Genomic DNA, 25,917 nt, shown 5'->3' with positions numbered 1-25,917 from the left:
CACGGGCGCAATGGGCACGGTGATCACCGACCGACTCGTCACGCGCGGCTTGCGCGTTGTGGCGGTCGGTCGGGATCGCGCTGCCCTCGACACCCTGGCCGCGACCAGTGAGCTCATCGCTGTGTGCCCTACCGACATCGGTGACGACCGGGCCGTCGCCGACATCCGCGCCGCGATTGACGGCCCGGTCCAGCTGGCGTTGTTCGCTGCGGGTCTACCGGTGCGGGGGTCGGCAGACACCATCGATCCACACGCTCTCGCCACCGCGGCCAACATCAAAACCGGGGGAGTGGTGCGGCTCCTGCATGCGGTACGCGACCACTTTGTGCCGGGCTCACGGTTCGTGTCCATTGCGGGATCTCTCGGAATCGAACCGGGCCCGCTTGACGCGGCACCAGGAACAGCCAATGCGGCCCTACTGAACTTAATGCGGCAGATCAGCGCTCTCTACGGACCGCGGGGAGTTACCGCCCACACCATCGCGCCCGGTCCGATCGACACCCCCCGGCTACGGGCGTTCGCGGCGCGCGAATCCGCAGAGACCGGACGTCCTGTCGAGGAGATCTGGGACACCTATGTCGCACGCACCTCGCTGGGCCGGCTCCCCACTCTCTCCGAAATCGCCTGGCTCGTCGACGTTCTCCTGGCGCCCGAGGCGGCGGTCTTGCATGGAGCTGTGCTCACAGCCGACGGCGGTGTACGCCACGGCATCCTGTAGACCGATCGGAGCTCCGCGTGCCGGTAGCGCACTTTCATCTCCCCGCTGACACCTTCGACGGGTCCCAGCAACGCACAGTGCTGTTGCAGGCCTCACGAATCTACTCCGAGGTGCTCGACTCGCCCATCGAACGGGTGCGAGTTTTCATCGTCTCTCATCCGCCGAGCTCGATCGCGGTGGCCGGTGCTGTCGTCGCAGAAGGTGGTGCAGTGGCACCGTATTTCACTGCGATCGTGCTCGCAGGCCGTCCTGCTCGGCAGCGGCAGCTACTGCTCGAGCGGTTCACGGACCTGCTCGTCGAGGTCCTTGCAGTTGATCGAGCCGCAGTCCGCGGTCAGATCATCGAGGTCGAACCAGATAACTGGGGCATTGCCGGACGGGCGGCAAGCATCGCGCGAGCCGACGAGAGCGCGGCCCGCGCCGCCGGCATCAGCCGTCCGTCTGAGTGACCAGAACACCTCACACGCCGCAAGGCACCACGACGACGACGGATCGCGGGCACACCGGGGTGTGCCCGCGATCCGTCCCTGTGGTCAGCCGGTGATGTCGCGACCGAAGATCTGGCGGGCCAGAACCCACCGTTGCACCTCGTTGGCGCCCTCGTAGATCTCGCCGATCTTGCTGTCACGGTATATCGCCTCGACCGGGCTCGATGAATCGTCGTCGCCGAGTTGGCGAGTGAACCCGAAGCCGCCGAATGCCTGCACGGCGTCGCGTGCCATCTGCACCGAGACCTCGGTTCCGCGCAGTTTGGCCATGGCTGCCTCTGGCTCGGGGAACGCGACGCCGGCGTCCACTCGCAGCGCGGCCTTCAAGTAAAGGTCACGTGCGGTGGCGATCTCGGTGGCGCGATCGGCCATCAGGAACTGCCAGTGCTGCTTGGCGGCCAGCGGTCCGCCGAAAGCGTGCCGGGTGCGCAGATGGTGTGCAGTGTGATCGAACGCGGCTTGAGCCATGCCCACGCCGGCGGCGGCGATGCCGATCCGGCCGTAGGTGAGCGTCTGCAGGGCGACTTTGAGGCCGCCGTTCTCGTCGCCCAGCAGGGCCTCCGGGCCGAGGTGGACGTCATCGAGGATGACATCGGCGGTGATCTGTCCGTTGTTGCCCAGCTTGCGATCTGGGGTGCCGATGGTGACCCCGGGGGTCGAGGTGGGCACGATGAACGTGGACAGCTTGGCCCCGGTCTGGGCCAGGACGACCACCACCGACGCCACGACGGAGTTGGTGATCCAGCGCTTGCGGCCATTCAGCGTCCAGCCGTCAGCGGTCCGTTCTGCGCGGGTGCCGACCGCAGCAGGTGACAGGTCACTCGACGCGCCAGGCTCGCTGGTGGCGAACGATCCGATGATCTCGCCGGCCACCAGCGGAGCCAACCAGCGTCGGCGCTGCTCGTCAGTGCCCTGATTGATCGCGTTGCCGGCGAGAATGCAATGCACGTCGAAAATGGCCGCCACACTGTTGGAGTAGTACGCCAGCTCTTCGACCGCTGTCGCTGTCGCCGTCGCCGGATGTTGCAGACCATTGCCCCCGACGTCTTTCGAGAAGGGCAGGCGGAAGACGTCGTGCTCGGCGAGGGCATCGAACGCGTCCCGGGGGAATCCGTCGAGACGCTCATCACCGTGCGCGATGCGAGTAGCGATGGGGGCGATCGCAGTCCGCGCGATGTCGCGAATGTTGTGCCGAACCGAGACGATCTCGTCCGGCGAGAGCAAGTCGTGGTAAAGCTCGTCGGCAATCCGGGCGGGTTCTGCGGCGACGGGCCGGAGATCGGTGGTGGTCATAGCGACTCCAAGGGGTGAGCGGTCATGTTCCCCTTAGGTTTACGGCCCACCGCGACCCGGTTGCCAGGAGTAATCGGACAATCTGAATTCGGTCGTGGCCGCCCGGAGGTGTGGTTCAGCCACTCTGGCTGGCGGCCCGTTCGGCAATCGTCACATCGCCGGCCGCCCAATGAGTGGTGGGCACCTCCCGCACGACGACCCGAATGTTGCCCAGAGGGGCGTCGACCGCCCGTTGCGCGGCCAGGGTGAGTTCGTGCACCAGATTCCGGATCTGCTCGGGAGTGCGTCCCTGGGCGATGGTCACGTCGATAAAGGGCATGTCATCCTCCAGACACAGAGATGGAGCCAAGTGAGGTGAAATGGGCGGCGACCCGCGCCCCGGGATAGACCGGCACCGCGTCGGTCATGCCGCCGGTGAGGACGATCCAACCGGCCTCGAGTGCATGCCCCCTGGTAGCGAGCGTGTTGGCCGCGAAGGCCAGGGCCTCGGCCGGGTGGCCAAGAACCGCAGCCCCTGTCGCCGTGTCGACGACGTGGCCGTCGACTTCCAGCAGGCACGCCTCGAGAGCCAGATTGAGTTCCTCCACGCGTCGGCTGACAGGCCCGGTGAGGTAGGCACCTGAGGAGTTGTTGTCGGCGACGGCGTCAGCCAGCGTGAACTTGAAGCCCGAGTACCGGCTGTCGATGATCTCCAAGGCGCCCACCACATGATCGACGGCGCACAGCGCCTGAGCAGCGGTCACCCCGGGCCCCTCCAGGCGCCGGCCGAGCACAAATGCGATCTCGGGCTCCGCGCGAGGATGGATCAGCTTCTCCCGCGGAACGGCAAGTCCCGTAGGCAGGGTCATGGCGTCGGTGAGCCACGCCACCGATGGCTCATCAACACCCATCTGCTGCTGTTTCGCACGAGACGTCAGACCCAGTTTCACACCGGTGACGACCTCGCCCCGTGCGCGACGATCCGCGAGGGCGATGTCCTGCGCGGCGTACGCCACGTCGAGGTCGAGGTCTGGCCACTCAGCTTGCAGCGAAGTCCGGGGCTGCCGTGACCGTTCCGCCGAAATGAGGATGTTGGCCACCCGTGCGGCGTTCCACGGGTCGGTCGTGTCCGCGTCTGTCATCAGTTGTCCTTTCCCACAACGGCTGTGACGCTGCCCAAGCCGAGAACCTCGGCGACGATGGCGCTGCCCGCCGTAACCGGGAAGGCCTTGGTCATCGAGCCGGGCAACACCACATGGCCAGGTTCGAGAGTCACCCCCAGGGGGCCGACAGTGTTGGCCAGCCACACCAACGCGTTCAACGGCGATCCCAACACCGCCCCGCCGGCACCGGTGGCAACCAATTCGCCATTGATATGCAGAGCGCATCCAGCCAGACGCAGGTCCAGCTCGGACAACTGCACAGGCGTGCTTCCCAAAACGACGCCGCCGGACGACGCGTTGTCGGCGATCGTGTCGAAGATCCCGATCTTCCAGTCCCGGATTCGCGAGTCGACGATCTCCAACGCCGGGAGCACGAAGTCAACCGCGCGCGCCGCGTCGGCGACCGTGACACCCGGACCACGCAGGGGTTGGCCCAGGACGAAGGCGATTTCCGGTTCGATCCGCGGCTGTATATAGAGATCCGGGGCGATGGGATCGTGCTCGAGATGGAACATGCTCGCGGTCAGGTGGCCGAAGTCGGGTTGGTCGACACCCATCTGCTGCTGGATCGCCCGCGAGGCCAGACCAACCTTATGGCCTTTGACGACATCGCCGCGCTTCTCCCACGCCTGCACCTGAGCCTGTGCGATCTCGTACGCGACAGACAGCGGTTGATCGGCGAACTGGCCGGCAATGGGCTCGATAGGGATTTTGGAGTCGTAGGCACCAAGCAGTCCCGCGACTGCGGACTGAACGTCGGACGTCATGAGATCAGCACTCCAGTGGGTTCGGGGCAGGATCGTGCTCAACACGGACCTGCTGTGACGTATTGCACCTGGACTCAGCGTGGTGGAGCATCTGCAGTCATGCAACCAAACCGTTCCTCTCAGCGGGACAACCCGCGCGGAACCGGGGCCGAGGCGTCCAGCGCCATTGCCCGAACGATGCTGCTCCTCGAAGCGCTCGAATTCGAGTCGACCGGTCTCGGAGTATCCGAACTCGCCCGCCGGACCGGCCTGTCGAAATCCAGCGTGCACCGGATGGCCGCGGAGTTGGCATCGCTGCGCATACTCGAACGTCACGGCACCGAGTACCGGCTGGGACTTCGGCTGTTCGAACTGGGCCAGAAGGCACCCCGGCACCGGAGCCTGCGTGATGCTGCTAAACCGTTCATGTCCGATCTGCGCGAAGCCACCGGCCACTCGGTGCATCTCGCGGTGCTTGACGGCACCGCGGTGGTCTATCTCGACGTGCTGAGGAGCCCGACAGCTCCTCCTCTGCCAACTCGATCGGGAGGACGTTGGCCTGCGCACGGCACCGGTATCGGCAAAGCCATCCTCGCCTACTCCGACGAGGCCACCGTCGACCTGATCGTCGCGAATGGGCTCCCACGCTTAGCCGAACGCACCATCGACACACCCGGCCGTTTCCGCGCTGAGCTGTCCAGAATCCGGGACAGAGGCGTTTCCTACGACCTCGAAGAGTCACGCGCGGGGGTCGTGTGTGCCGCCAGCCCGGTCTTCAGTCACGACGGAACCGTTGTTGCAGGCCTGTCAGTCTCCGGATGGCAAAACAGGATCAATCTCGACCAAACGGCGTCCGCGGTACGCACCGCTGCTCTGGGGTTGTCCCGCCAACTCGGCAGCGGTCACTGAGGGCTAGTGTCCTGAGTCATTAATTCGTGTGCAGTAGTGGGCGATGGAGTCGAGGATCTGGTCAGCGGTCTTGACCCACACGTAGGGGCGGGGGTTGTCGTTCCAGGTCTCGATCCACGCTCTGATGTCGGCATTGAGTACTCGTACGGTGCGATGGGTGGAGCGTTGGAGTTTCTTGGTGGTCAGTTCGGCGAACCAGCGTTCGACGAGGTTCATCCAGGATGAGCTGGTGGGAGTGAAGTGGACAACAAACCGCGGGTGCGCGGTCAGCCATCGCTTGACCGCGGGTGTCTTGTGGGTGGAGGCATTGTCCATGACCAGGTGGACGTCGAGCTCGTCGGGTACCTCGGCGTCGATCTTGCGGAGGAATCCGATGAATTCCGTTGCGCGATGCCGTGAGTGAAGCGAACCGATGACTTTGCCCGACGCGATGTCCAACGCCGCGTACAGGCTGGAGGTGCCGTTGCGCACGTAGTCGTGGCTGGCCCGTTGCGGGGTGCCCGGGAGCATGGGAAAGATCGGCTGGGTGCGATCGAGCGCTTGGATCTGGGTCTTCTCGTCAACGCAGAGCACCAGGGCACGTTCGGGTGGGTTCATGTAGAGCCCGACGACGTCGCGGACCTTCTCGGTGAACATGGGATCTTTCGACAGCTTCCACGAATCCTGTTTGTGTGGAGCCAATCCGAACGCTCTCCATACACGCGACACGGTTGACTGTGACATGTCGAGATGCTCGGCCATCGACCGAGTCGACCAGTGTGTCGCATTCTTCGGAGTGGTCTCGAGAGTTGCGGTGATCAGGTCTTTGATCTGCTCGTCGCCGACGGTTCGAGGTCGCCCGGGCCGGGGTTCGTCGAGCAACCCCTCGCAGCGGTGCTCGACGAACCGGCCTCGCCATCGCCGCACGGTACCTCGGTTGAGGCCGAGTCGTTGTGCCACTTCGGTATTCGACCCGCCATCAGCGGCAGCGAGAACGATTCGTGATCGCATCGCCAAACCCGAGGCCGTCGTTCGCCGACGCGCCCACCCTTCGAGCTCACGGCGCTCGTCATCGGTCAGAACAATATCCACTGCTCGCGGACCCCGGGTTGCCATTCCCCAGTCTATCAACCGAATGACAATTAATGACTCAGGACACTAGTTGGGCACTGCCCGCAAAAGCGGGCTATCACGTTCCATCGGCTTCTCGGCAGGTTCCGAGGCCTGAATCAAGGCTTTGGAGACGGCTCCCGCAGCGGCAACAACCGCCGCCTTGTACTCCCGTTGTGACGGGACAAATCGGCTCGCCGGGGCAGTCATACTCAAAGCCGCCACTACAACCCCCATGTCGTCCCGGATCGGTGCAGCGACGCAATGAACTTCGGCGACAGCCTCTCCCGCGTCGAGCGCTACACCCATCCGACGTACCGAATCCAACTCCTGGAGCAGCGACTTGGGATTGGTGATGGTGGCAGGTGTCAACCGACGCAGCGGCTTGTTGGTCACGTTGCGTTCGATCTCACTGACGTCGCACTGGGCCAACAGTGCCTTGCCCACTGCGCTGCAGTGGCCCTCTAGGTGGGCCCCCACTCGAGCGCCCGCGACGTTGATGACGTGGTTGCCCAGCACCTTGTCGACGTAGAGCACGCGGTAGCGTTCCATCACCGCCAGATGCACTGTCTCGCCGAACTTGCCCGACAATTCGTGCAACATCGGGGCGGCCGTCGACCTCACATCCATGCAACCGTTAAGCGTCTGGTTAAGTTCCACGACACGCCACCCGATGCGGTAGCGACCACGCGTACGGCATTGCAATAGGCCGGTTTCCACCAACGAGGACAGCATTGCGTGTGCAGTAGAGCGGGGTACACCGAGTGCTTCGGCCACCTCGGAGACGCCCCATTCGGGGCGTTCGATCGTGAACAGATCGAGAAGGGGACCGATCTTCTGCACGGTCTGGATCGCGGCCATCGGGGGAACCTCCATCACTCGCGGTCCAAACATCGTGTGGCTCGCCTCACACGTATGTCCAGCACACTGTTCCTCTGAGCGGGACGGCGCCGCGGGCGCCTTCGTCACCGCCCGACGCATAGACGCATTCGTCGACCAGTGTCGGGGAAACGCCTGCGGTTGTCTGAGCAGTCGAGCCTTGTCGCAGACAATAGCGATCGTGTCCGGGATCAGGATCGACTCCTTGAGCATTCGCAGCGACTGGACCCCTAGCGAATGGACGGCCACACCGCATCCGCTGAGCGAACAACGGCCGCGTGGGGAAGTGGAGCAGCGCCTGCCTGTGATAGGCGCTCAGCAGCTACAGCGCCAAGTACTGCCTGTTAGCCGACCGAACTAGTGGTTTCTTTGGACAACTACAGCGGAAGATTCTCAGGACAAGAGTGGGAGGGATGCGCGAAGGCGCGCTGATGATTCGGACAAGTTCGATCGGATCTCACACGTCGCTCCCGCGTTGTCGGGAACCCGTTCCTGATACCGAAGTCGCCTGCCTCGATGGGTACGGACCGCTCGCCGCCGACGGCGGGCTGAAGTGGAGGAAACATGCTCGGCGTGATCATGGACGCCCCTGGGGAGATCCGGGTGGACGAACGAGAGAACCCGACGATCGAGGAGCCCACCGACGCGATCATCAAGATCGCCGCGACCTGCGTGTGCGGGTCGGACCTGTGGCCGTATCGCGGCATCGAAGACGTCGACCACGCGCCGATGGGGCACGAATACGTCGGTACGGTCACCGAGGTGGGAGACCAGGCGTCGACGGTGAAGGTGGGCGACTTCGTCGTCGGCTCGTTCTTCGCATCCGACAACACCTGCGAGATCTGCCGGGCGGGTTATCAGTCCCGGTGCGTCCATGCGGAGCCGATGGGTGCCATCGGCACCCAGGCCGAATACGCCCGGGTGCCGCACGCCGACGGCACCCTCGTCGCCACCCCTGGGCAGCCCGACGCCGACCTCATCCCGTCGCTGCTGGCCGCGTCGGATGTGCTGGGAACCGGGTGGTTCGGCGCGGTGGCGGCCGAGGTGGGCCCGGGGAAGACGGCGGCCGTCGTCGGCGACGGTGCGGTGGGTCTTCTCGCTGTCCTCGCCGCTCAGCGGCTCGGCGCCGACCGGATCATCGCGATGAGTCGGCACGCCGACCGGCAGGCGCTCGCCCGTGAGTTCGGCGCCACCGACATCGTGACCGAGCGCGGCGACGAGGGCGTGGCCAGGATCAAGGAACTCACCGACGGTCTCGGGGCGCACTCGGTCATCGAAGCGGTCGGGACACAGGAGTCGATGATGCAGGCGATCCGCTCGGCACGCCCCGGCGGGCACGTCGGATATGTCGGTGTCTCCCACGACGTGGAGTTGCCCGGGATGGAACTGTTCTTCTCCGAGATCCACCTGCACGGTGGTCCTGCCCCGGTGCGGCGTTTCCTGCCCGAGCTGATCGACCTCATCTGGAAGCGGGAGATCGATCCCGGGAAGGTCTTCGACCTGACCCTCCCGCTCGACCGGGCCGCCGAGGGCTACCGGGCCATGGACGAGCGTCGCGCGATCAAGGCGCTCTTGAGCGTCTGACGTCACCGTCCGACTCGCGCCGAGAGCTGATCGTCGACGACGCGGCGGGCCGACGATCAGACGGAAGGGCGGCAGTCACCAGCCCGGTCAGGACCGCTTCCAGGCGGTCACCTCGAGCGGGAAGAGAGCAAGGCGCCCACTTCTTCGGTACCGCCCAGACGGGTGATGGTCAGGGCTTCATCGTCGAGGTGCTGGGCAAATTCCCGCTGGTAGGACGCTCGAACGAGCCTCCGTGCCTGGCCGACGGCCGACGTCTGTCGATCGAGGAGCAGGGACACAACACGGTCGACGTCGGTGGCGAGTTCGTCCAGCTCCACCACCGCATCCACGAGGCCCCAGGCGAGTGCGGTCGACGCATCGATACGTTCGTTGAGAACGAGCATCTGAAGCGCCCGCCGCATGCCGATCGCGCGGGGGAGGCCGATCGACACCCCACAATCCGGTGACAACCCGATCATCGAGTACGCAGCGACGTAAGAGCTGGCGGGAGTGGCGGCCACATAGTCGGCTGCAAGGAGAAGGCCGAGCCCGGCGCCCGCAACCGGGCCCTGGATTGCGGCGACTATCGGGACGGGCAGCTCGTCGAGTGCGATGAGCGAACGATGTATGGACCCCGCGAGGTCGGCGAGGAACCGCGGGCGGTCCGACGCCGCTGCCATCGCCCGTACGTCGCCGCCCGCGCAGAAGATCTTTCCGGTCGAAGACAGGCGGACGACCCGTACGTCGGCATTCTCGCGGATCGACGTGATCGCCTGCGCGAGGCCGCCGGCGACCTCGAGATCGAGTGCATTGCCCGCGGACGGCCGGTTGAGTTCGATGGAGGCAACACCTCGATCGTCCACTCCGAAAATGACCGAACTCATGCCCACTCCATCCAGAAATCCAGTTCCAGCTCCACGTCGCCGGGTACGACGCGATAACCCGAGAAATCGGTCACACCGTCACCGGCCAGGACCTCGTCATCGATGAAGCACCGTCCGGTGACGAGGTCGGAGGGCTTGGTGATGATGCTGATCGCTGCATCGGCCATGATGTCCGGCGTTCGGCTACGCGAGATGAGTTCCTCACTCAAGATGTTGCGAACCGCGGCCGTGTTGATGGTCGTTCGCGGCCACAGCGAATTCACGGCGATGCCGTCGCCGGCGAGCTCGGCGGCAAGTCCGATGGTTACGAGGGACATCGAGAATTTCGAGATCGTGTACGCAGTCCCTATGTCCGCGAACCACTTCGGCTCGAGGTTGAGCGGCGGCGACAGGGTCAGGACGTGCGGGTTGGCCGATCGCCGTAGATGCGGGATGGCGGTCTTCGTCAGGAGAAAGGCGCCGCGCGCGTTGATGTCCTGCATGAGGTCGTACTTCTTCATGCTGATATCTGCGGTCGGTGTCAGATCGAGCGCGCTGGCGTTGTTCACGACGACGTCGATGCCACCGAACTGTTCGACCGTGCGCACGACGGCGTCGGCCACCGACTCGTCGTCCCTGATGTCACCGACAAGTGGCAGCGCCTTGCCGCCGGCCGACTCGATCGCAGCAGCCGCGGTGTAGATGGTGCCGGGCAGCTTCGGGTGCGGCTCGGTCGTTTTCGCGATCAGGGCCACGTTGGCTCCTCGACGGGCCGCCTGGATCGCGATCGCCTCGCCGATTCCTCGGCTGCCGCCCGACATGATCAGGGTGCGGCCTTCCAGTGATCTGTCCTCGGGTTCAGTGTGCACGACTGGTCCTTTCGCGAAGGGGCGCCGCCTTCAGGCGCGATGGAAAGTGGGGATTCTCGATGTATTCCAGGAATTACACGAGAGGATCCGGCCCGGAGGGTTCCCCAGGCGCGAGTGCTCCGGACGGCGCTGCGCCGATGACCGGATCGGATCAGGTCTGAGAGTTGTTCAGTCGAACTCGATCCCGATGCGGTCGCTCGTCGGGGTCGCCTGACAGGTCAGCAGGTAGCCGTCGTCGATGTCCTCGGGTTCCAGTGCAATCCCGTTGCCGTGGTCTACTTCTCCGGCGGTCAGGCGTGCCACACACGACCCGCAGTCCCCTTCGCGACACGAGTACGGGGCGTCGACGTCCGCGGCGAGGAGCGCGTCGAGCAGGACGGTGTCCGTGCCGCACCGGATGGCTCGGACGTCTCCGTCGATGGTGACCGTGATCTCCGATGCGCCGGAGCCCTCGTGAACGGGAGCGTCCAGCGTGAACGGATCCCCGGTCAACGACACATATCGCTCGACGTGTACCCGGTCGTGGTGGATGCCGTGTGCCCGCAGGGCGTGCTCGACGAGGTCCATGAAAGGTGCTGGGCCACAGATGAACGCTTCGCCCGTACCGACTGCGTCGGTGAGGACTCCGCTGACCGCATCCGCGGTGGGAAGACCCCGCTCGGTTTCGAGCCAGTGGTTCACGGTCAGTCGCGCGGGATGACGAGCTGTCAGTTCGTCGATCGCGCTCGCGAAGATGGTCGACTCATGGTCGCGGTTGGCGTAGAACAACACCACGTCGGTGTCGTGCTCCGCCAGTGCCGAACGCAGGATCGACATCACCGGGGTCACCCCGCTGCCGGCCGCGAAGAGGTACAGCGGTCCTTCCCAGGACCGTGGCGTGAAGACGCCCGACGGTGGGAGGATATGCAGCACCAATCCCGGTTCGGCGTTGTCGCACAACCAGTTCGACCCGTAGCCGCCGCGGGTTCGTTTGACGGTGATCGCCGGGGAGGCGTCGACGTTCGGGGCCGTGGACAGGGAGTAGCTGCGGGCGACGGGGCCGGTGCGGTCACTGGGGATACGGACGGTGATGAACTGTCCGGGCCGATAGTCGGTGCCGGCAGGGAAGTCCAGCACGATCGTGCGGGCCTCCGGGGTCTCGTCGATGACCGCGGTGACGGTCACGTCGATGCCGAGGGTCCGTGCGACGGGAGAGATGGTCGATTGGGTCATGTGGTGGTCCTGGAGATGAGGGGAATGGCTCGGTACCACAGTTCGCCGAGTGCGGTGCCGAGTGCTTCGAGTCGCTCTCGTCGAGGGGTGCTAGTCGGCAGCCCGACATGGATGTAGGCCATCTGTTCGGTGGCACATCCCAGCGTCTCCGCGAGCAGATTGGTGTCACAGCTTTCGATCGCGCCGCTCGCGACGAGGCGTTCGAGCCAACGTTCGGTGCGTCGGACGAAGTCTCCACGAAGGTTGAGCCACAACTGTTTGAATCCCGGGTTCTCGCTGGCCGCGGCGGCCTCGCGGAGCAGGCGCAGCATGTGGCGGCTACGGGCGTAGGCCTGTAGATATGTCGTGTTGACCTCGATCAGCGATTCCAACTCACCGTGGGTTCGGTCGGGCCGCAACCGGGCGGTGGCCAGTTCCTGCAGCGACGGCCGGAGAGCCGCGAGGAAGATGTCGTCCAGGCCTACGAAGTGACGGTAGAAGTTGCCTTGAGAAACGTTGGCGCGGTGGGTGATGTCCGAGATGCGGGTGCGGGTGTATCCGTACTCGGTGAAGCACTCGGTGGCCGCTTTCACCAGTTTGTCGCGGGTCTGTTCACCGCGCTTGTTGGCGCGTTTGGTCGAGACCGCGGTCTCGTCGAGCAGTCCGGCCGCCGAATAGGCCGCGTTGATCCCGTCGTGCTCGCGTGTGTCCGGGCCGGTCTCGGTACTCATCGGGTCGCTGCTTCCAGCGACCGCGCTGCCTGTAGTGCCTTCAGCGGATGGTCATCAGGCAAGGTGTCGGGGAGGAACGACAGCAGTTCGTCGAGATACTCGTCGCTGGTGTCCCCGGAGTTCAATGCGTCGCCTGCGTAGACCTTTCCGGTCGTACCGTCGACGGTGACCGTCTGTCCCGCCAAGGTCTGCGAGAGGCCGATCCCACAGCCGACGACGCACGGCACGCCGATCTCGCGGCACACGAGTGCGGCATGAGAGGTGGTTCCGCCGACCTCCGTGACCACGGCGACGGAGTCGAACATCGCCGGGACATCGGCCGGGGAGGTCGATGGGCGCACGAGGACCACGCGTTCGCCCTCGGCGGCCGCGATGCAGGCGGCGTCGGTGTCCGTGTAGACGACGCCGACGGCGGCTCCCGGTCCTGCGCCCGTGCCCGAGGCGAGCAGTTCGGCGCACGCGTCGGCCGAGTTGTGCTGCGCGAGCGTCTCGGCCTGCTCTGCGCTGATCCGCGAGACGGCCTCCTCGCGGCTGATGAGGCCCTCACGGGCCAGATCGACGGCAATGCGTACCGCCGCACGTGCAGACCGTTTGCCCGATCGACATTGCAGCATGTAGAGCGTGCCGCTCTCGACGGTGAACTCGATGTCGACCAGATCGCGATGCTCGGCTTCCAGAGTGGCCGAGATCGCACTCAGATCCTGGTGCAGCTGCGGGGAGTGAACCTGGAACTGATCGATCGTCTGCGGAGTGCGTTCTCCGGAGACCACGTCCTCTCCCTGTGCTTGCGAAAGCCATTCGCCGAAGAGCTGAGGGTCGCCGGTGGCCGGGTCGCGGCTGAAGATCACACCGGTGCCGGACTGCTCGTCGCGATTCCCGAACACCATGGCCTGCACGGTCACCGCGGTGCCACCGCCCTCGCCGAGTCCGTGGTGGCGGCGATACGCAGTGACCCGCTCATTGGTCCACGAGCGGAACACCGCGCCGATGGCCTCGCGCAACTGGTCGTGCGGATCGGCGGGGGGTGCGGACGTGGCGTCACCGAGAACGATCTCGCCGTATCCCGCGCAGAACCGCGCCCAGGTGTCGCGCGCCCAGTCGTGGTCCCCGGTCGCCTCGGCCAGCTCGGCGGTCAGCTGCTCGGTCAGACCGAGGTTGAGGACGGTGTCCATCATCCCTGGCATGCTCTGCGCGGCACCCGAACGCACCGACACCAGAAGGGGAAACGGTCCGGCGCCGAAAGTCTTTCCGGTCTGCTGTTCGAGGACATGCAGTTGGTTGACGACCTCGTCCCACACCTCGTCGGGGAGCTGGCCTCCGTTGTCGTGGAACCGTGCACAGACCGGCGTGGTGATGGCGAAGGCCGGCGGGACCGGCAGCCCCAGCGACCGCATGCGGTTGACGCTGTAGGCCTTGCCTCCAAGCAACTCCCGGTCGGCCGGAGCGGTCCCGTCCAGTGCCAGGACAGCGGGTGTGTTCATCAGAGTGGTCCTTTCACTTGGTGGTGTCGACCCGAGCTCGAGGCTGGGACAGAGGGGTGGGGAGGGCTGCTAAACGCAGCGCGGTGAGTCCGCCTTCGACCGGGACGTCGATGCCGTTGACCCAGTCTGCAGCAGGGCTGAGCAGGAAGTCGATCACCGACGCCGATTCCGCGGCGGTGCCATGGCGGCCGACCATCGATGCCGATCGTGCAATGGCGTCGACGCCCATGGACTGTTCGAAGTCGGTGAGGATCGGGGTGTCGGTGGGTCCGGGACTGACCGACAGCGCGCGGATACCTCGGGCCTGCAGAGACGCCGACAAGGCGATGGTCCAATCCACGACAGCACGCTTGGACGTGTCGTAGGCCGCCGGGCCGTCTAGCTGTGTCCGGTCCAGCCATTCACGTAGCTCGTCGCGGTCGCGGACCTCGAGGAGTTCGACGATGTCGTCGTGCCCCAGGCTGTTCCGGTGTGCCGCGATCGAGGCCACGTTGACGACCGCACCTCCTGACATCCGCTCGAGCACAGCGAATGTCAGCGCCCGCAGGCCCAGGGTGTTCACCGCCAGGACGGTCTCGGCCGGCGCGGTGCCCGGCACCCCGGCGACGTTGGCCAATGCGTCGACGTGGTCGGGTAGATCCAGTGTTGCGATGGCCGCCAGGTCGGACAGGTCGCACCGGAGGGAGTGCGCGCGATCGTCCGGGCAGGCGGCTATGTCGATCGCGATGACGCGGGTGTCCGGCTCTCGGTCGAGCAGCCGATTCACCAGGGCCAGACCGATTCCCGACGCGGCGCCGGTGACGATCACCGTACGTGCGATGGAGGAGGCGTCGTTCATGCCATCACCGCCGATACCTCGGTGAACTCGGCGATACCCACACTGCCGAGTTCGCGTCCGTAGCCGGAGTTCTTGACCCCACCGAAGGGGACGGTGGGCCGTTCGCGGGTACGCACCCCGTTGATCTTGACCTGGCCGACCTCGAGGTGTGTCGCGACTTCGACCGCGTGATCCCGGTCTGCGGACCACACCTCGGCGGACAGGCCGTACTGGCTGTCGTTGGCCACCTCGATCGCCTCGGCCACATCGCGGTAATACTGCACCACCAGGACCGGTCCGAAGATCTCCTCGCGCACCGCGGACGCGGAGCGGTCGAGATCACCGAAGACGATCGGGGCCACGAAGCAGCGGGAGTTGCCTATGCCGAGTTGCTCTCCGGTACCGGCGATCACGCGACCACCGTCGTGCCGGGCGAGATCGATGTGGTCCAGAACTCGGCGGGCGTGCGCGGCTGATGCCAGCGGACCATGGGTGGTCTCGGGTGCTGTCGGGTCGCCGAACACGAGTTCGGCGAGCGCATCGCCGATCAGCTGCTCGATGCGGTCGGCATGCGCGGCGGGGAGCACGAGTCGTGTGGTCGCGTTGCAGGCCTGGCCGGAGTTGACCAGCCCGGAGGCCAGGATCCTCGGGACGACGGCGTCGAGGTCGGCGTCGGGTAGCACCACGGCGGGTGACTTGCCGCCGAGTTCGAGCGTGGTCCGGGCCAGTGACTCTGCGGCCGCCGCAGCGACCGCTTTTCCGCCGCGGACGCTACCGGTGAACGACACATGGGTGATGTCCGGGTGTGACGACAACGCCTGCCCGGTCTCTGGTCCCGTGCCGTTCACGATGGCGAATGCGCCTGCGGGAAGCCCGGCTTCGAGGAAGCACCGACGGACCAGTGCGGCATCGAAGGGCGTCGCCTCGGAGGGCTTGAGCACCACGGTGCAGCCGGCGGCGAAGGCGGCGGCGACCTTGGCGATGATCTGATGTACGGGCATGTTCCACGGTGTGATCGCCGCGACGACGCCGCCGGCAACGCGGCGCACGATCGCGCCGTCCACGGTCTGCTCCCAGGGAAAGCGCTCGGCAGCGTCTGCGGTGGCGCGCAGGACCGATGCAGGCAGCACTTGCTGGGTGGCGGTGGACAGAGCGGTCGGCATTCCCATCTCGGAGGTCACGGTCGCCGCGATCCGGTGACCATGGTGATCGATCAGATCCGCGGTCGCACGCAACACCGTTGCCCGATGCGCCGCGCTGGTCCGGGACCATGACGGCAGGGCGGCCACGGCTGCGGCGACGGCCTCGTCGACGATGGCACCACCGGCCTCATGGGTCGTACCGATCGCGCGGTCGGTGAACGGGTTGATCACCGGGATCGGTGCGCCATCGGCGATGACGCGGTCCTCGATCAGGGCCGCGGGACCCGCTCCGACGCCGGCGGGTGTCTCCTGCTCGCCGATAGCGCTCATCGGGTTGCTTCGATCCGGACCGGGAGCGACTTGATGCCACGGAAGAAGTTGCTCTGCAATCGATTCGGCTGATCGAGCACCTTGATGTCCAGTCCGCGCTCGATGACGCGGGTGAAGAACAGCCGTGCTTCCATCCGCGCGAGGTTCGAGCCGAGACAGGCATGCGCGCCCCACCCGAAGCCGACGTGCTCGTTGGGGAAGCGGTTGCCGACGAACGTCTCCGGGTTCTCGAAGGCGCGTTCGTCGCGATTTGCCGAGCAGAACCACATCACGACCTTGTCGCCCTGGCGGATGGTCTTGCCGTGCATCTCGAGGTCGCGGGTTGCGGTGCGCCGCATGGAAAGGACCGGCGAGACCCAGCGAACCATCTCCTCGACGACCACCCGGATCTTGGCGGGGTTCTCACGCATGAAGTCCCACCACTGCGGATTCTCGGACAGGACGTTGACCCCGCCCGACAGCAGATTGCGCGTCGTCTCGTTGCCCGCGACCATCAGGATCAGGTAGTAGGCGTCGAGGTAGCCACGGCTGAGCGGTACACCGTCGAGTTCGGCCGCGGTCAGCACGCTGATCAGATCGTCGGCGGGGCATTCACGGCGGAGCTTCTCCAGCCCGCGGAAGTAGTCGAAGACCTCGTCACGCGCTTTCACCGCGGTTTCGGGTCCCTCGGAGTAGTCGGGATCCTCGCTGGCCATCTGGTTCGTCCAGCGCAACAGGTTCGGGCAGTCCTCGAGCGGTGCGCCGAGGAGGCGCCCGATCATCACCAGGGGGAGCTGCGCGGCGATGGATGCGACGAAGTCGACGTCACCGGTGCCGGTGTGGGCATCGAGGAGTTCGTCGATGACGGCGGCGATGTCGCCTTCGAGCGACTTGAGCTTCACGGGCCGCACATGTGGGGTGACGATGCCGCGCAGCTTGCCGTGCTCGGGAGGGTCGACGTGGTGGATGCTGCGCGCACCCTCTCCTTCGGCGCGTCGACTGGCGATCTGGGTACCCTGCGTGACAGTGAAGTCTTCGGCGTTGGAGGCCACGGCCTTGATGTCCTCGTAGCGGGTCACCGACCAGAATCCCGGGCCATCGTGTTCGGCGTTCCAGTGCAGCGGGTCCGTGTCGCGCAGCTGTGCGAACAGCTCGTGGTCGACGCCCGCGGCGAAGGGGCTGAGATCCATCAAGTCGATGTTGTCAGCGATTGTCATGTCGTCTCCAAAAGACTCTGGTTTGTGACTGCACTTTCACTAAACCATAGTCTATGGTGTGTTGTGAACCACAACAAGAGAAAAGTCCGAGGTTGCTTGCCTGCGATAACCGGCTGATCGTCCGGGGGTGAGCAATGCGACTTGCGATTCGCAATCAGGAGTGACGTGTACCCACCGTCGACCGTGCGTGACCGCCCCGACGCCATCGCCTATGTGATGGCGGGGTCGGGGGAGCGCATCACCTACGCCGAGCTCGATCGACGATCGAACCAGCTGGCTCGATTCTGGCAGTCGCGCGGCGTCGGCCCGGGCGGCTCGGTCGTGTTGGTGATGGAGAACAACCTGGCCTGGCCGGTGGCGGTGGCCGCCGGGATGCGCAGTGGCCTCTACGTGACGCCGGTCAACTGGCACCTCAAGCCTGCCGAGTTGGCGGCACTCATCAGTGAGGACCGTCCGGCGGCGATAGTCACCAGCGTTGCGCTCGCCGGGCAGGTGGTCGCCGCGGTGGGCGGCACGACCGACGATCACCCGGTGATCGTGTGCGCCGACGGGGCGGTCGAGGGGTGTGTCGAGTGGGATACGGCCCTCGCCGATCAATCCACCGACCCGCTGGAAACCGAGTTGCTCGGTGCGCGAGTGCTCTACAGCGGCGGGACCACCGGGCGCCCGAAACGGTTCGCCCAGCCACTGCTCGGAGTACATCCCTCCAAGGCGCCGCGCCGACACTCCGGGCTGGTCGACAAGCTCGGGGTCGGTGCCGACTCTGTCCTGCTCTCCCCGGCACCCAACTATCACGCGGCGCCGTTCACGTTCCAACTGATCACCTTGGCTGCCGGCGGCACGGTGGTGTGCATGGAGAGGTTCGACGCCGCAGGGGCGATGAGGGCGATCGTCGACCACGGCGTCACCCACTCACAGTGGGTGCCGACCATGCTGGTCCGCCTGCTGCGTCTACCGGATCGGGAATCCATCGCGCTCTCGCCCCGTCACCAGGTGGCCTTCACGTCCGGTGCCCCGTGCCCGCCGCACGTCAAGGCGGCGATCATCGACTGGTGGGGGCCGATCCTCCACGAGTACTACGGAGCCTCCGAAGGCTATGGCCACACCTACATCTCGCCGCTGGAGGCGCAGTCGCACCCCGGGTCGGTCGGCCGCCCCCTCGGCGCTGCCAGGGTGCACGTCACCGACGCCGACGGCGCCGACGTCGACCCCGGCGAACAGGGCACAGTCTGCTTCGAGGCCACCACCGGTTCCGGTGACGCCTCCCGTCCGGCACTGAAGCAGATGGGGGACATCGGGTACCTCGACGACGAGGGTTTCCTCTATCTCGTCGGGCGTCGTGGTTTCATGATCATCTCGGGCGGGGTCAACATCTACCCCGAGGAGATCGAGACGGCCCTGATGGCTCACCCCGCCGTCGCCGACGTGGCGGTGGTCGGTGTCCCGGATGCCGAGTTCGGCGAGTCGGTCAAGGCGGTCGTCGAGGTGCGCCCCGGAGCGGTGGTCACCGAGGCCGAGTTGATCGACCATGCGCGCGAGCGCCTGGCGCACTTCAAGGCGCCCAGATCCGTCGAATTCACCACGGACCTACCCCGCCTACCCACCGGCAAGCTCGACAAGCGCACACTGGTCGACCGCTTCGCCACCGCGGACGAGGGCGCCGGCCCCGGTTCGTCGAAGGTCCCCGATTCGCAACAGTTGCCCAGCCCGTCGACGTTTCAAGGAGAGAAAGTATGACGACTAAGACCTCAACCGCCGAATTCGATGTGCTGCACGCCCTCAAGGTGAAAGGGCTCGCCAGTGACGAGGCCTTGGCTGCGCTGACGGGTCTGGCCTCCGACACGTTGACCGCGACGGTCGATGCGCTCCGGGAATCGGGCTTCGTCCTGCGCCGTGAGGGCGGACGCATCTCCGGCACGATGATCACTCCGGCAGGCCGCGAGGAGTACGAGCGGTTGGCCGCGGAGTTCGTGCTCGGTGATTCCGAGCGTGTGGCAGTAGGTACGTTCCACGAAGCCTTCGGGCCGATCAACGGCGATTTCAAGAGAATCTGCTCCGCGTGGCAGGTTCGTCCGGACGAAACGCCCAACGATCACACCGATCCCGACTACGACGCATCTGTCGTCGCCGAGTTGGGCGAGGTTCACGAGCGGGTCTCCGCTGCGCTGGATGCGGTCGGCGCCGACATTCCCCGGTTGGGTCGGTACAGCGCCCGACTGTCGGTCGCACTGCAGAAGGTGCGCGACGGCGACACCGCGGCGTTCGCCCGTCCGATGTACGACAGCTACCACGACATCTGGATGGAGTTGCACCAAGACCTGCTGCTGACGTCGGGCCGCGAGCGCGGCGCCGGTGACGAGTGAGGACTCGGTCCGGCAGCAGCGACTGAGATCCATGTCGATTGAGCCGCCCGTCACCTGGTGACGGGCGGCTCAATCGGTGTACAGGTTGCTCGGCGCTGTCAGGCGAGTCGCGTCAGACCCAATGCGTCGTCCAGTCGCTCCGCTGCGTCCGCGTCGCGAAGGGGCTCGGTGTCCGCGTCGACTCCGCGCAACGCCGACACCGAGACCGGTTGGGTCGGTACAGCGCCCGACTGTCGGTCGCACTGCAGAAGGTGCGCGACGGCGACACCGCGGCGTTCGCCCGTCCGATGTACGACAGCTACCACGACATCTGGATGGAGTTGCACCAAGACCTGCTGCTGACGTCGGGCCGCGAGCGCGGCGCCGGTGACGAGTGAGGACTCGGTCCGGCAGCAGCGACTGAGATCCATGTCGATTGAGCCGCCCGTCACCTGGTGACGGGCGGCTCAATCGGTGTACAGGTTGCTCGGCGCTGTCAGGCGAGTCGCGTCAGACCCAATGCGTCGTCCAGTCGCTCCGCTGCGTCCGCGTCGCGAAGGGGCTCGGTGTCCGCGTCGACTCCGCGCAACGCCGACACCGAGACGAAACCGTCGGCCACGGCGGCACTGTCGGTGCCCTCGCGGAAGCCGGCATCTCGCAGCACACGATTGATCAGCAGTGCGTTCTCGGTGCGTGAGAGTCGAAGGGAGAACATGCTCCTGGCGGCGAGCGAGGTCATCCGGATACCACGAAGATCGGCGAAGTCGACGTCAGGAACATTGACGTTCAACGTCATTCGCGGGGCGTTGGAATCGGCGATCCACCCGACGATGCGCTCGGTCACCGCCGCGGCGGTGTCGTAGCGGCTACGCGGGGCGAAGCCGCAACTGACCGCGATGCCCCCGACTCCGGCCACGCGCGCGGCGAGGACGGCCCCGACCGTGCTCGAGAACAGGATCGAGCGTCCGGTGTTGTGGCCCTCGTTGATGCCGCTGACCACGAGCTCAGGCGGCGGTCCGAACGCGCCCGAGCAGAACGCGATCGTCGTCAATGCCGGCGGACAGTCCAACGCGAACACCGGGGTGTCACCGAGTTCGGCGAGCCGGTGCTCGGTCGTGGGAATCAGCGCGCCGTCCTCGATGGTGCCCAACGAACTGCCACTGCCGCTGCGCTCGGAACTAGGTGCGCCGACGACCACCTCGTGTCCCGCCGTGATCAGCGCCGACGCGACCGCGATCAACCCATCGGCGTCGTATCCGTCGTCGTTGGTGACCAGCACTCGCATCAGACTTCTCCTCTCGGCAGCCTGTCATCACCGGCGTGCCTGCCGTAAATAGTGACTCACTCATCACATCTGTGTCCAGTAGGGACGGAGTCGCCGGACGAAATCGCGTGTTTAGGCGGGCGACAAGCAGCTACGAGTGGTTGACAACGTGAGTGGTGTCACAGAATAATGTGACACAGCGTTCGCTAACCGCCAAGCCGGCGGCGCGATGTCGGAAGCGGTTCGAGGATTCGGCCGCTGACCCAAAACAAAACGGAAGGACGCCCGGACACATGACTGCCTGGCCGATCTCGAACGAGACCTCGAAAGTTTTCCCGCTGTACTCCCGCGCCAACGTCGGTGAGATCTTCCCGGACCCGATCACCCCGCTGAACGCTTCCCTCGGGTTCCAGCACACTCTTGAACCCGGATGGCGCGATGCGTTCATCGCGTGCGGGGTGTGGGACGACGACCTCTACGACGACTCGGTCGACTTCAACATCCTTCCGGCCTTCGGGAGCTACCTCTACATCAACATGTCCCTGATGCGCCTGTTCGGTGTGCGGGTACCGGGCATGGGTGCCGAGGCGGTCGACCTGCAGTACTTCGGCGACATGCCGGGCATCCCGAGCTACGAGAGTGAGAAGCGGGACTTCGACCAGAGCCCCGAGTACGAGGCCAAGGCCGGCGCGTGGCTCGCCGAGCAGGTTCTCGGCGCGACCGACCTCGCCGCCTACGACGCCGATCGCGACGAGGTCGACGCGATCCGTCGAAATCGGCCGGACATGACCACGCTGTCCGACGCCGAGCTGGTCGAGCGGATGAAGTCGTTCGAGACCCTCTTGCGTCGACTCTTCAAGCATCACATCGAGGCGAGCCTGAAGTCCGGTGTCGGGCTCGGTGCCATCGCACAGCTGGCCGAGGCGGTCGGTAAGCCGGAACAGTCCCTCACCCTCGTCGCGGGACTCGGCAACGTCGATTCCGCCGGCCCCTCGCTGCGTATGTGGGATCTCAGCCGTCGGGCTCAGCATCCGGACGTCGCGGCTCTGTTCGACGCAGGCACCAAGGGCCTCTACGCGAAGCTCAGGGCTTCCGAGTCGGCCGCGGTAGCGGAGTTCACCGCCGAGCTCGACACGTTCCTCGCCGACTGGGATTTCCGTGGCCCCGCCGAGTGGGAGATCCGAGCCATCACCTGGGGCGTCGACCCGGACCTGGCCCTGGCGACCATCGATCGGATGCGCGATGTCTCGGATGACGAAGCGCCGGAGGCGAAGTCCGCCGAGCGCGCCGCGCAACGCGATGCTGCAGCAGCGGCGATCCGTGAGACCCTGGCCGCCGACGCGGAAGCCTCCGCGCAGTTCGAGGCGGTTCTCAATGCGTCCGCGTTGTGGATGCGAGGCCGCGAACGAGGCCGAACCACCGCTGCCATGCTGATCCACGAGCTCCGTCTACCGGCTCTCGAACTCGGTCGTCGCTTCGCGGACAAGGGCGCGATCGACTCGAGCCGCCAGATCTTCATGGTGTTCGCCGACGAACTGCCGGACTTCCTCGAGAACCCGGAGTCCTACCGGGAAACCCTGGTGGAGCGGGAGAAGGTCTACCTCGACCTCTTCGATCGCACACCGCCGTTCGTCGTGGACGGCACCCCGCCCCCGGTCAGCGAATGGCCACTGCGTTCGGAATCGACTGTCGCTGCCGCATCCAGCGGTGACACCATCACCGGCGTTCCCGCCTGTGGCGGCACTTCGCGCGGCCGCGCCAGGGTTCTCACGAATCCCGATGATCCCTCGGCCCTGGAGCCGGGTGACATCCTCGTCGCACCGATCACCGATCCGTCGTGGACTCCGCTGTTCGTCGCCGCCGCTGCGGTCGTCGTCGACGTGGGCGCCCCGTTCTCTCACGCTGCGATAGTCAGTCGCGAGCTGGGCATTCCCTGCGTCGTGTCGGCCACCGAAGCCACCCGGCGGATCACTGACGGAGCCATGGTCGAGGTCGACGGCACCTCCGGCACGGTCACTCTTCTCTGACCGGACTCGGCGCCCCGAACCCGGGCGGCCCCGACGGACATCTCCGTCGGGGCCGCCCGTCCATCTGATCCGGGTTCGTTCGTCGGCTGATCGTCAGACCTCGCGGTCCGCCAGTTCCCCGGCATTGCGGGTCCACGCCAGATATCCGATGCCGACGCCTGCGAACCACACTGCGCCGACGATGAGTGCGATCCGACCGTCCTGGTCGAAGAACAGCAGCACGAAGACGAGCGCGAGGAAGGCGAGGGCGAGCCACGTCGTGACCGGGGCACCCGGCACGCGATAGTCGGAGGGAGGCAGTTCGCCGCGCGCGACCTTGCGCCGGTACGCAAGCTGGCAGAGGAGGATCGTCGACCAGATCACGATGATCCCGACCGTCGACACGGCGGTGATGTACGCGAAGGCGTGTTCGGGGTCGAGAACATTGACGACGACGCCGAGGACCATGACGGCCGCGCTCAGGGTGATCCCCGCGGCCGGCACCTTGCGGTTCGACAGCTTGGTCAGCTGCTTCGGGGCGTCGCCCGTGTGCGCCAGCGAGCGCAGCATGCGGCCGGTGGAGTAGATGCCCGAGTTGCACGACGACAGGGCGGCGGTCAGCAGGATGAAGTTCACGATGCCCGCGGCGCCGGGGATGCCGATGTAGGAGAACACCGAGACGAATGGGCTCTCGCCCTCCTGGTAGTCCTTCCAGCTGCGCACCGACAGGATCACGAACAGCGCGCCGACGTAGAAGATGCCGATGCGGAACGGCACCGAGTTGATCGCCTTGCGCAGCGTGACCCGCGGGTTCTCGGCCTCACCCGCGGTGACGCCGACGAGCTCGACGCCGACGTACGCGAACATGACGATCTGCAGGCTGAGCAGGGCATTGCTGAAGCCGGTGGCGAAGAACCCACCCTGGTCCCAGAGGTTGGAGACCGACGGCCCGACCTCGGGGCCGAAGCCGGAGATCGGCAGCAGCACCCCGATGCCGACGACGATCATGCCGAGGATGGCGGTCACCTTGATCGCCGAGAACCAGAACTCGGCCCTGCCGAACAGCCCGACGGAGATGAGATTGGCGCAGAACAGGACCAGGAGCGCGACCAGTGCGGTCACCCACACGGGGATCGACGGCCACCAGTAGTTGATGTACTTGCCGGCGACGGTGATCTCGGCCATGCACGTGGTGGTCCAGACGGCCCAGTACGTCCAACCCTGGCTGAAGCCGGCGAAGCGTCCGAGGAACTCGTCGGCGTACTCGCTGATGCCGCCCGAGATCGGACGGTAGATCAGCAGCTCGCCCAGCGCTCGCATGACGATGAAGATCGCGAGGCCGGCGAGTGCGTAAGCCAGGACCAGCGCCGGGCCCGCCTTCTCGATCGCGCCGCCCGACCCGTAGAACAGGCCGGTGCCGATCGCGCCGCCGATGGCGATCATCTGGACGGTGCGCGCGGTGAGCCCGCGTTCGTATCCCTCGTCGACACCCGGTTCGGCGTTGCCCTGCTCGATCGTCACGTGGAGAACTCCTGACCGCCGGTGTTGGTTGGCGGGGTTCAGAGTAAACCCGCGCAACAACGCGACTTCACCAGCCTGAATTGTCCGATCTGTGCAGGTCAGTCGGCGATCTCGGAGGCCTGACAGGACGCGGGACCAAATCACGACCCGGCGTTGTTGTGCACGGTGACGCCGGACGAGCTCCGCCAGACCGACGAGCGGCCGGCGTCGACAGGAGGAATCGTGAGCAACGAATACCGCAAGACCCCCGAGGCCTTGAATCGCCTCACCGACGCGCAGTTCCGCGTCACCCAGCGCGACGGCACCGAGCGCGCCTTCGACAACGAGTACTGGGACAACCACGAGCCCGGCATCTACGTCGACGTCGTCTCGGGCCAGCCGCTGTTCTCGTCGACCGACAAGTACGACAGCGGCACCGGATGGCCGAGTTTCACCAGGCCCATCGACGACGCCGCGGTGACCACCAAGACCGATCGGACCCTGTGGATGCGCCGCACCGAGGTGCGCTCGTCGGGCGCCGACAGCCACCTCGGCCACGTCTTCGACGACGGTCCACGACATGCCGGCGGACAGCGCTATTGCATGAATTCGGCTGCGCTGCGCTTCATCCCGGTTGGTGACCTCGAGGCCGAGGGATACGGCGAGTACACCGAGCTGTTCCGCACCACAACCCACATCGAAGAGGAGACCGCATGACCATCGACACCGGTCAGATCACCGTTCGCCCCGGCACCGAGACCGCAGTCCTCGCCGGCGGATGTTTCTGGGGGATGGAGGACCTGATCCGCAAGCAGCCGGGAGTCCTCGACACCCGCGTCGGCTACACCGGCGGACTGAACGACCACGCCACCTACCGCAACCATCCCGGTCATGCGGAGGCCGTCGAGATCGTCTTCGACCCCAACGAGACGACCTACCGGGACATCCTGGCGTTCTTCTTCCAGATCCACGATCCGACGACCCGCGATCGTCAGGGCAACGACGTCGGGACGAGCTACCGCTCGGCGATCTTCCCGCTGAGTCCAGAGCAGGAGCAGGTGGCCCGGGACACGATCGCCGACGTGGACGCCTCGGGTCTGTGGCCGGGGCCGGCCGTCACGACGATCGAACCGGCGGGTCCGTTCTGGGAGGCCGAACCCGAGCATCAGGACTACCTGCTCAACTACCCGAACGGATACACCTGCCACTTCCCGCGTGCGGGTTGGGTGCTGCCGAAACGAGGTGCGTCGACCACGCCGTGAGCAACCAGGACCGGTCGAGGCCGGTGGATCGGCAGAGGTGACTTGGATCGACAGCAGGTAGGGGTCGAGGCCGAGATGCCACAATCGCCAGACCAC

25 protein-coding genes and 1 pseudogene are annotated in these 25,917 nt (G+C 66.0%); 10 read left to right on the top strand and 16 right to left on the bottom strand.

Features of this window, described 5'->3' with window-relative positions:
• Positions 1-10: 10 nt before the first annotated feature.
• The gene (locus tag RVF83_RS03005) at positions 11-718 is read left to right on the top strand and encodes an SDR family oxidoreductase (RefSeq protein ID WP_051989246.1); all 708 of its coding nucleotides are present in this window, start codon (positions 11-13) and stop codon (positions 716-718) included.
• A 17-nt stretch (positions 719-735) separates the two neighbouring features.
• Complete coding sequence (locus RVF83_RS03000; protein WP_005195144.1) at positions 736-1,167, top strand: tautomerase family protein; 432 nt, start codon at positions 736-738, stop codon at positions 1,165-1,167.
• A gap of 84 nt (positions 1,168-1,251) precedes the next feature.
• On the opposite strand, the gene RVF83_RS02995 is transcribed toward RVF83_RS03000, so the two are convergent.
• The 4 genes from RVF83_RS02995 to RVF83_RS02980 form a co-directional block, all read right to left on the bottom strand.
• Complete coding sequence (locus RVF83_RS02995; RefSeq protein WP_341261995.1) at positions 1,252-2,499, bottom strand: acyl-CoA dehydrogenase family protein; 1,248 nt, start codon at positions 2,497-2,499, stop codon at positions 1,252-1,254.
• Between the two features lie 115 nt (positions 2,500-2,614).
• Positions 2,615-2,818 carry a tautomerase family protein gene (locus tag RVF83_RS02990; protein ID WP_005195142.1) on the bottom strand — a complete coding sequence of 68 codons (204 nt, stop codon included), beginning with the start codon at positions 2,816-2,818 and terminating at the stop codon, positions 2,615-2,617.
• A gap of 1 nt (position 2,819) precedes the next feature.
• Positions 2,820-3,620, bottom strand: coding sequence for a 2-keto-4-pentenoate hydratase (locus tag RVF83_RS02985; RefSeq protein WP_005195141.1), 801 nt, complete (start codon positions 3,618-3,620; stop codon positions 2,820-2,822).
• Positions 3,620-4,408, bottom strand: coding sequence for a 2-keto-4-pentenoate hydratase (locus RVF83_RS02980; RefSeq protein WP_005195140.1), 789 nt, complete (start codon positions 4,406-4,408; stop codon positions 3,620-3,622). Before RVF83_RS02980 ends, RVF83_RS02985 begins: the two co-directional genes overlap by 1 nt.
• 177 nt (positions 4,409-4,585) lie before the next feature.
• Between RVF83_RS02980 and RVF83_RS02975 the strand changes: the two genes are divergently transcribed.
• Positions 4,586-5,296 (top strand): IclR family transcriptional regulator, encoded by a 711-nt coding sequence (locus RVF83_RS02975; RefSeq protein WP_247602540.1) that lies wholly within the window; start codon positions 4,586-4,588, stop codon positions 5,294-5,296.
• Positions 5,297-5,299: 3 nt separating this feature from the next.
• Here the strand turns inward: RVF83_RS02975 and RVF83_RS02970 are convergent, their stop codons facing one another.
• The gene (locus tag RVF83_RS02970) at positions 5,300-6,391 is read right to left on the bottom strand and encodes an IS630 family transposase (protein WP_341261994.1); all 1,092 of its coding nucleotides are present in this window, start codon (positions 6,389-6,391) and stop codon (positions 5,300-5,302) included.
• A 42-nt stretch (positions 6,392-6,433) separates the two neighbouring features.
• Positions 6,434-7,246, bottom strand: coding sequence for an IclR family transcriptional regulator (locus tag RVF83_RS02965; RefSeq protein ID WP_039880353.1), 813 nt, complete (start codon positions 7,244-7,246; stop codon positions 6,434-6,436).
• 582 nt (positions 7,247-7,828) lie between these two features.
• Here RVF83_RS02965 and RVF83_RS02960 point away from each other — a divergent pair.
• Positions 7,829-8,848 carry a zinc-dependent alcohol dehydrogenase family protein gene (locus tag RVF83_RS02960; RefSeq protein ID WP_005197936.1) on the top strand — a complete coding sequence of 340 codons (1,020 nt, stop codon included), beginning with the start codon at positions 7,829-7,831 and terminating at the stop codon, positions 8,846-8,848.
• Positions 8,849-8,955: 107 nt separating this feature from the next.
• Here the strand turns inward: RVF83_RS02960 and RVF83_RS02955 are convergent, their stop codons facing one another.
• The 8 genes from RVF83_RS02955 to RVF83_RS02920 form a co-directional block, all read right to left on the bottom strand.
• Positions 8,956-9,711 (bottom strand): enoyl-CoA hydratase/isomerase family protein, encoded by a 756-nt coding sequence (locus RVF83_RS02955; protein WP_005197937.1) that lies wholly within the window; start codon positions 9,709-9,711, stop codon positions 8,956-8,958.
• Complete coding sequence (locus tag RVF83_RS02950) at positions 9,708-10,511, bottom strand: SDR family oxidoreductase (RefSeq protein WP_051989286.1); 804 nt, start codon at positions 10,509-10,511, stop codon at positions 9,708-9,710. Before RVF83_RS02950 ends, RVF83_RS02955 begins: the two co-directional genes overlap by 4 nt.
• A gap of 216 nt (positions 10,512-10,727) precedes the next feature.
• The gene (locus RVF83_RS02945; protein ID WP_005197939.1) at positions 10,728-11,771 is read right to left on the bottom strand and encodes a ferredoxin--NADP reductase; all 1,044 of its coding nucleotides are present in this window, start codon (positions 11,769-11,771) and stop codon (positions 10,728-10,730) included.
• A complete protein-coding gene (locus RVF83_RS02940; protein ID WP_005197940.1) occupies positions 11,768-12,481 on the bottom strand; it encodes a TetR/AcrR family transcriptional regulator in 714 nt (237 codons plus the stop codon). The genes RVF83_RS02945 and RVF83_RS02940 overlap by 4 nt, the downstream gene beginning before the upstream one ends.
• Entirely contained in the window at positions 12,478-13,962 is a 1,485-nt protein-coding gene (locus RVF83_RS02935; RefSeq protein WP_005197941.1) for a pyruvate, phosphate dikinase, read from the bottom strand. Before RVF83_RS02935 ends, RVF83_RS02940 begins: the two co-directional genes overlap by 4 nt.
• A 13-nt stretch (positions 13,963-13,975) precedes the next feature.
• Complete coding sequence (locus tag RVF83_RS02930; RefSeq protein WP_005197942.1) at positions 13,976-14,800, bottom strand: SDR family oxidoreductase; 825 nt, start codon at positions 14,798-14,800, stop codon at positions 13,976-13,978.
• The gene (locus RVF83_RS02925) at positions 14,797-16,251 is read right to left on the bottom strand and encodes an aldehyde dehydrogenase family protein (protein WP_005197953.1); all 1,455 of its coding nucleotides are present in this window, start codon (positions 16,249-16,251) and stop codon (positions 14,797-14,799) included. The genes RVF83_RS02930 and RVF83_RS02925 overlap by 4 nt, the downstream gene beginning before the upstream one ends.
• Positions 16,248-17,447, bottom strand: coding sequence for a cytochrome P450 (locus RVF83_RS02920; protein ID WP_005197960.1), 1,200 nt, complete (start codon positions 17,445-17,447; stop codon positions 16,248-16,250). Before RVF83_RS02920 ends, RVF83_RS02925 begins: the two co-directional genes overlap by 4 nt.
• Positions 17,448-17,612: 165 nt before the next feature.
• Between RVF83_RS02920 and RVF83_RS02915 the strand changes: the two genes are divergently transcribed.
• From RVF83_RS02915 to RVF83_RS02905, 3 genes and pseudogenes are all read left to right on the top strand, one after another.
• On the top strand, positions 17,613-19,184 hold the full coding sequence (locus RVF83_RS02915) for an AMP-binding protein (protein WP_005197961.1): 1,572 nt from the start codon (positions 17,613-17,615) through the stop codon (positions 19,182-19,184).
• The gene (locus tag RVF83_RS02910) at positions 19,181-19,810 is read left to right on the top strand and encodes a MarR family winged helix-turn-helix transcriptional regulator (RefSeq protein ID WP_005197962.1); all 630 of its coding nucleotides are present in this window, start codon (positions 19,181-19,183) and stop codon (positions 19,808-19,810) included. The genes RVF83_RS02915 and RVF83_RS02910 overlap by 4 nt, the downstream gene beginning before the upstream one ends.
• A gap of 206 nt (positions 19,811-20,016) precedes the next feature.
• Positions 20,017-20,187, top strand: a pseudogene (locus tag RVF83_RS02905) (MarR family transcriptional regulator); the annotation flags it as partial.
• A gap of 98 nt (positions 20,188-20,285) precedes the next feature.
• Here the strand turns inward: RVF83_RS02905 and surE are convergent.
• A complete protein-coding gene (gene surE, locus RVF83_RS02900) occupies positions 20,286-21,074 on the bottom strand; it encodes a 5'/3'-nucleotidase SurE (RefSeq protein WP_005197963.1) in 789 nt (262 codons plus the stop codon).
• Between the two features lie 272 nt (positions 21,075-21,346).
• Between surE and RVF83_RS02895 the strand changes: the two genes are divergently transcribed.
• Positions 21,347-23,080 (top strand): PEP-utilizing enzyme, encoded by a 1,734-nt coding sequence (locus tag RVF83_RS02895; RefSeq protein ID WP_005197964.1) that lies wholly within the window; start codon positions 21,347-21,349, stop codon positions 23,078-23,080.
• A 93-nt stretch (positions 23,081-23,173) separates the two neighbouring features.
• Here RVF83_RS02895 and RVF83_RS02890 read toward each other — a convergent pair whose 3' ends face one another.
• Positions 23,174-24,580, bottom strand: coding sequence for an amino acid permease (locus RVF83_RS02890; protein ID WP_005197966.1), 1,407 nt, complete (start codon positions 24,578-24,580; stop codon positions 23,174-23,176).
• A 222-nt stretch (positions 24,581-24,802) separates the two neighbouring features.
• Here RVF83_RS02890 and msrB point away from each other — a divergent pair, with 222 nt between their 5' ends.
• Both msrB and msrA read left to right on the top strand, forming a co-directional pair.
• Positions 24,803-25,276, top strand: a complete 474-nt coding sequence (gene msrB / locus RVF83_RS02885) for a peptide-methionine (R)-S-oxide reductase MsrB (RefSeq protein WP_005197970.1) — start codon at positions 24,803-24,805, stop codon at positions 25,274-25,276.
• Entirely contained in the window at positions 25,273-25,821 is a 549-nt protein-coding gene (msrA, locus tag RVF83_RS02880; protein ID WP_005197972.1) for a peptide-methionine (S)-S-oxide reductase MsrA, read from the top strand. Before msrB ends, msrA begins: the two co-directional genes overlap by 4 nt.
• The last annotated feature ends 96 nt before the right edge of the window (positions 25,822-25,917 follow it).

Source organism: Gordonia rubripertincta, assembly GCF_038024875.1.
Classification (GTDB): Bacteria; Actinomycetota; Actinomycetes; order Mycobacteriales; family Mycobacteriaceae; genus Gordonia; species Gordonia rubripertincta.
This window is presented reverse-complemented; position numbering and strand designations above follow the sequence as displayed.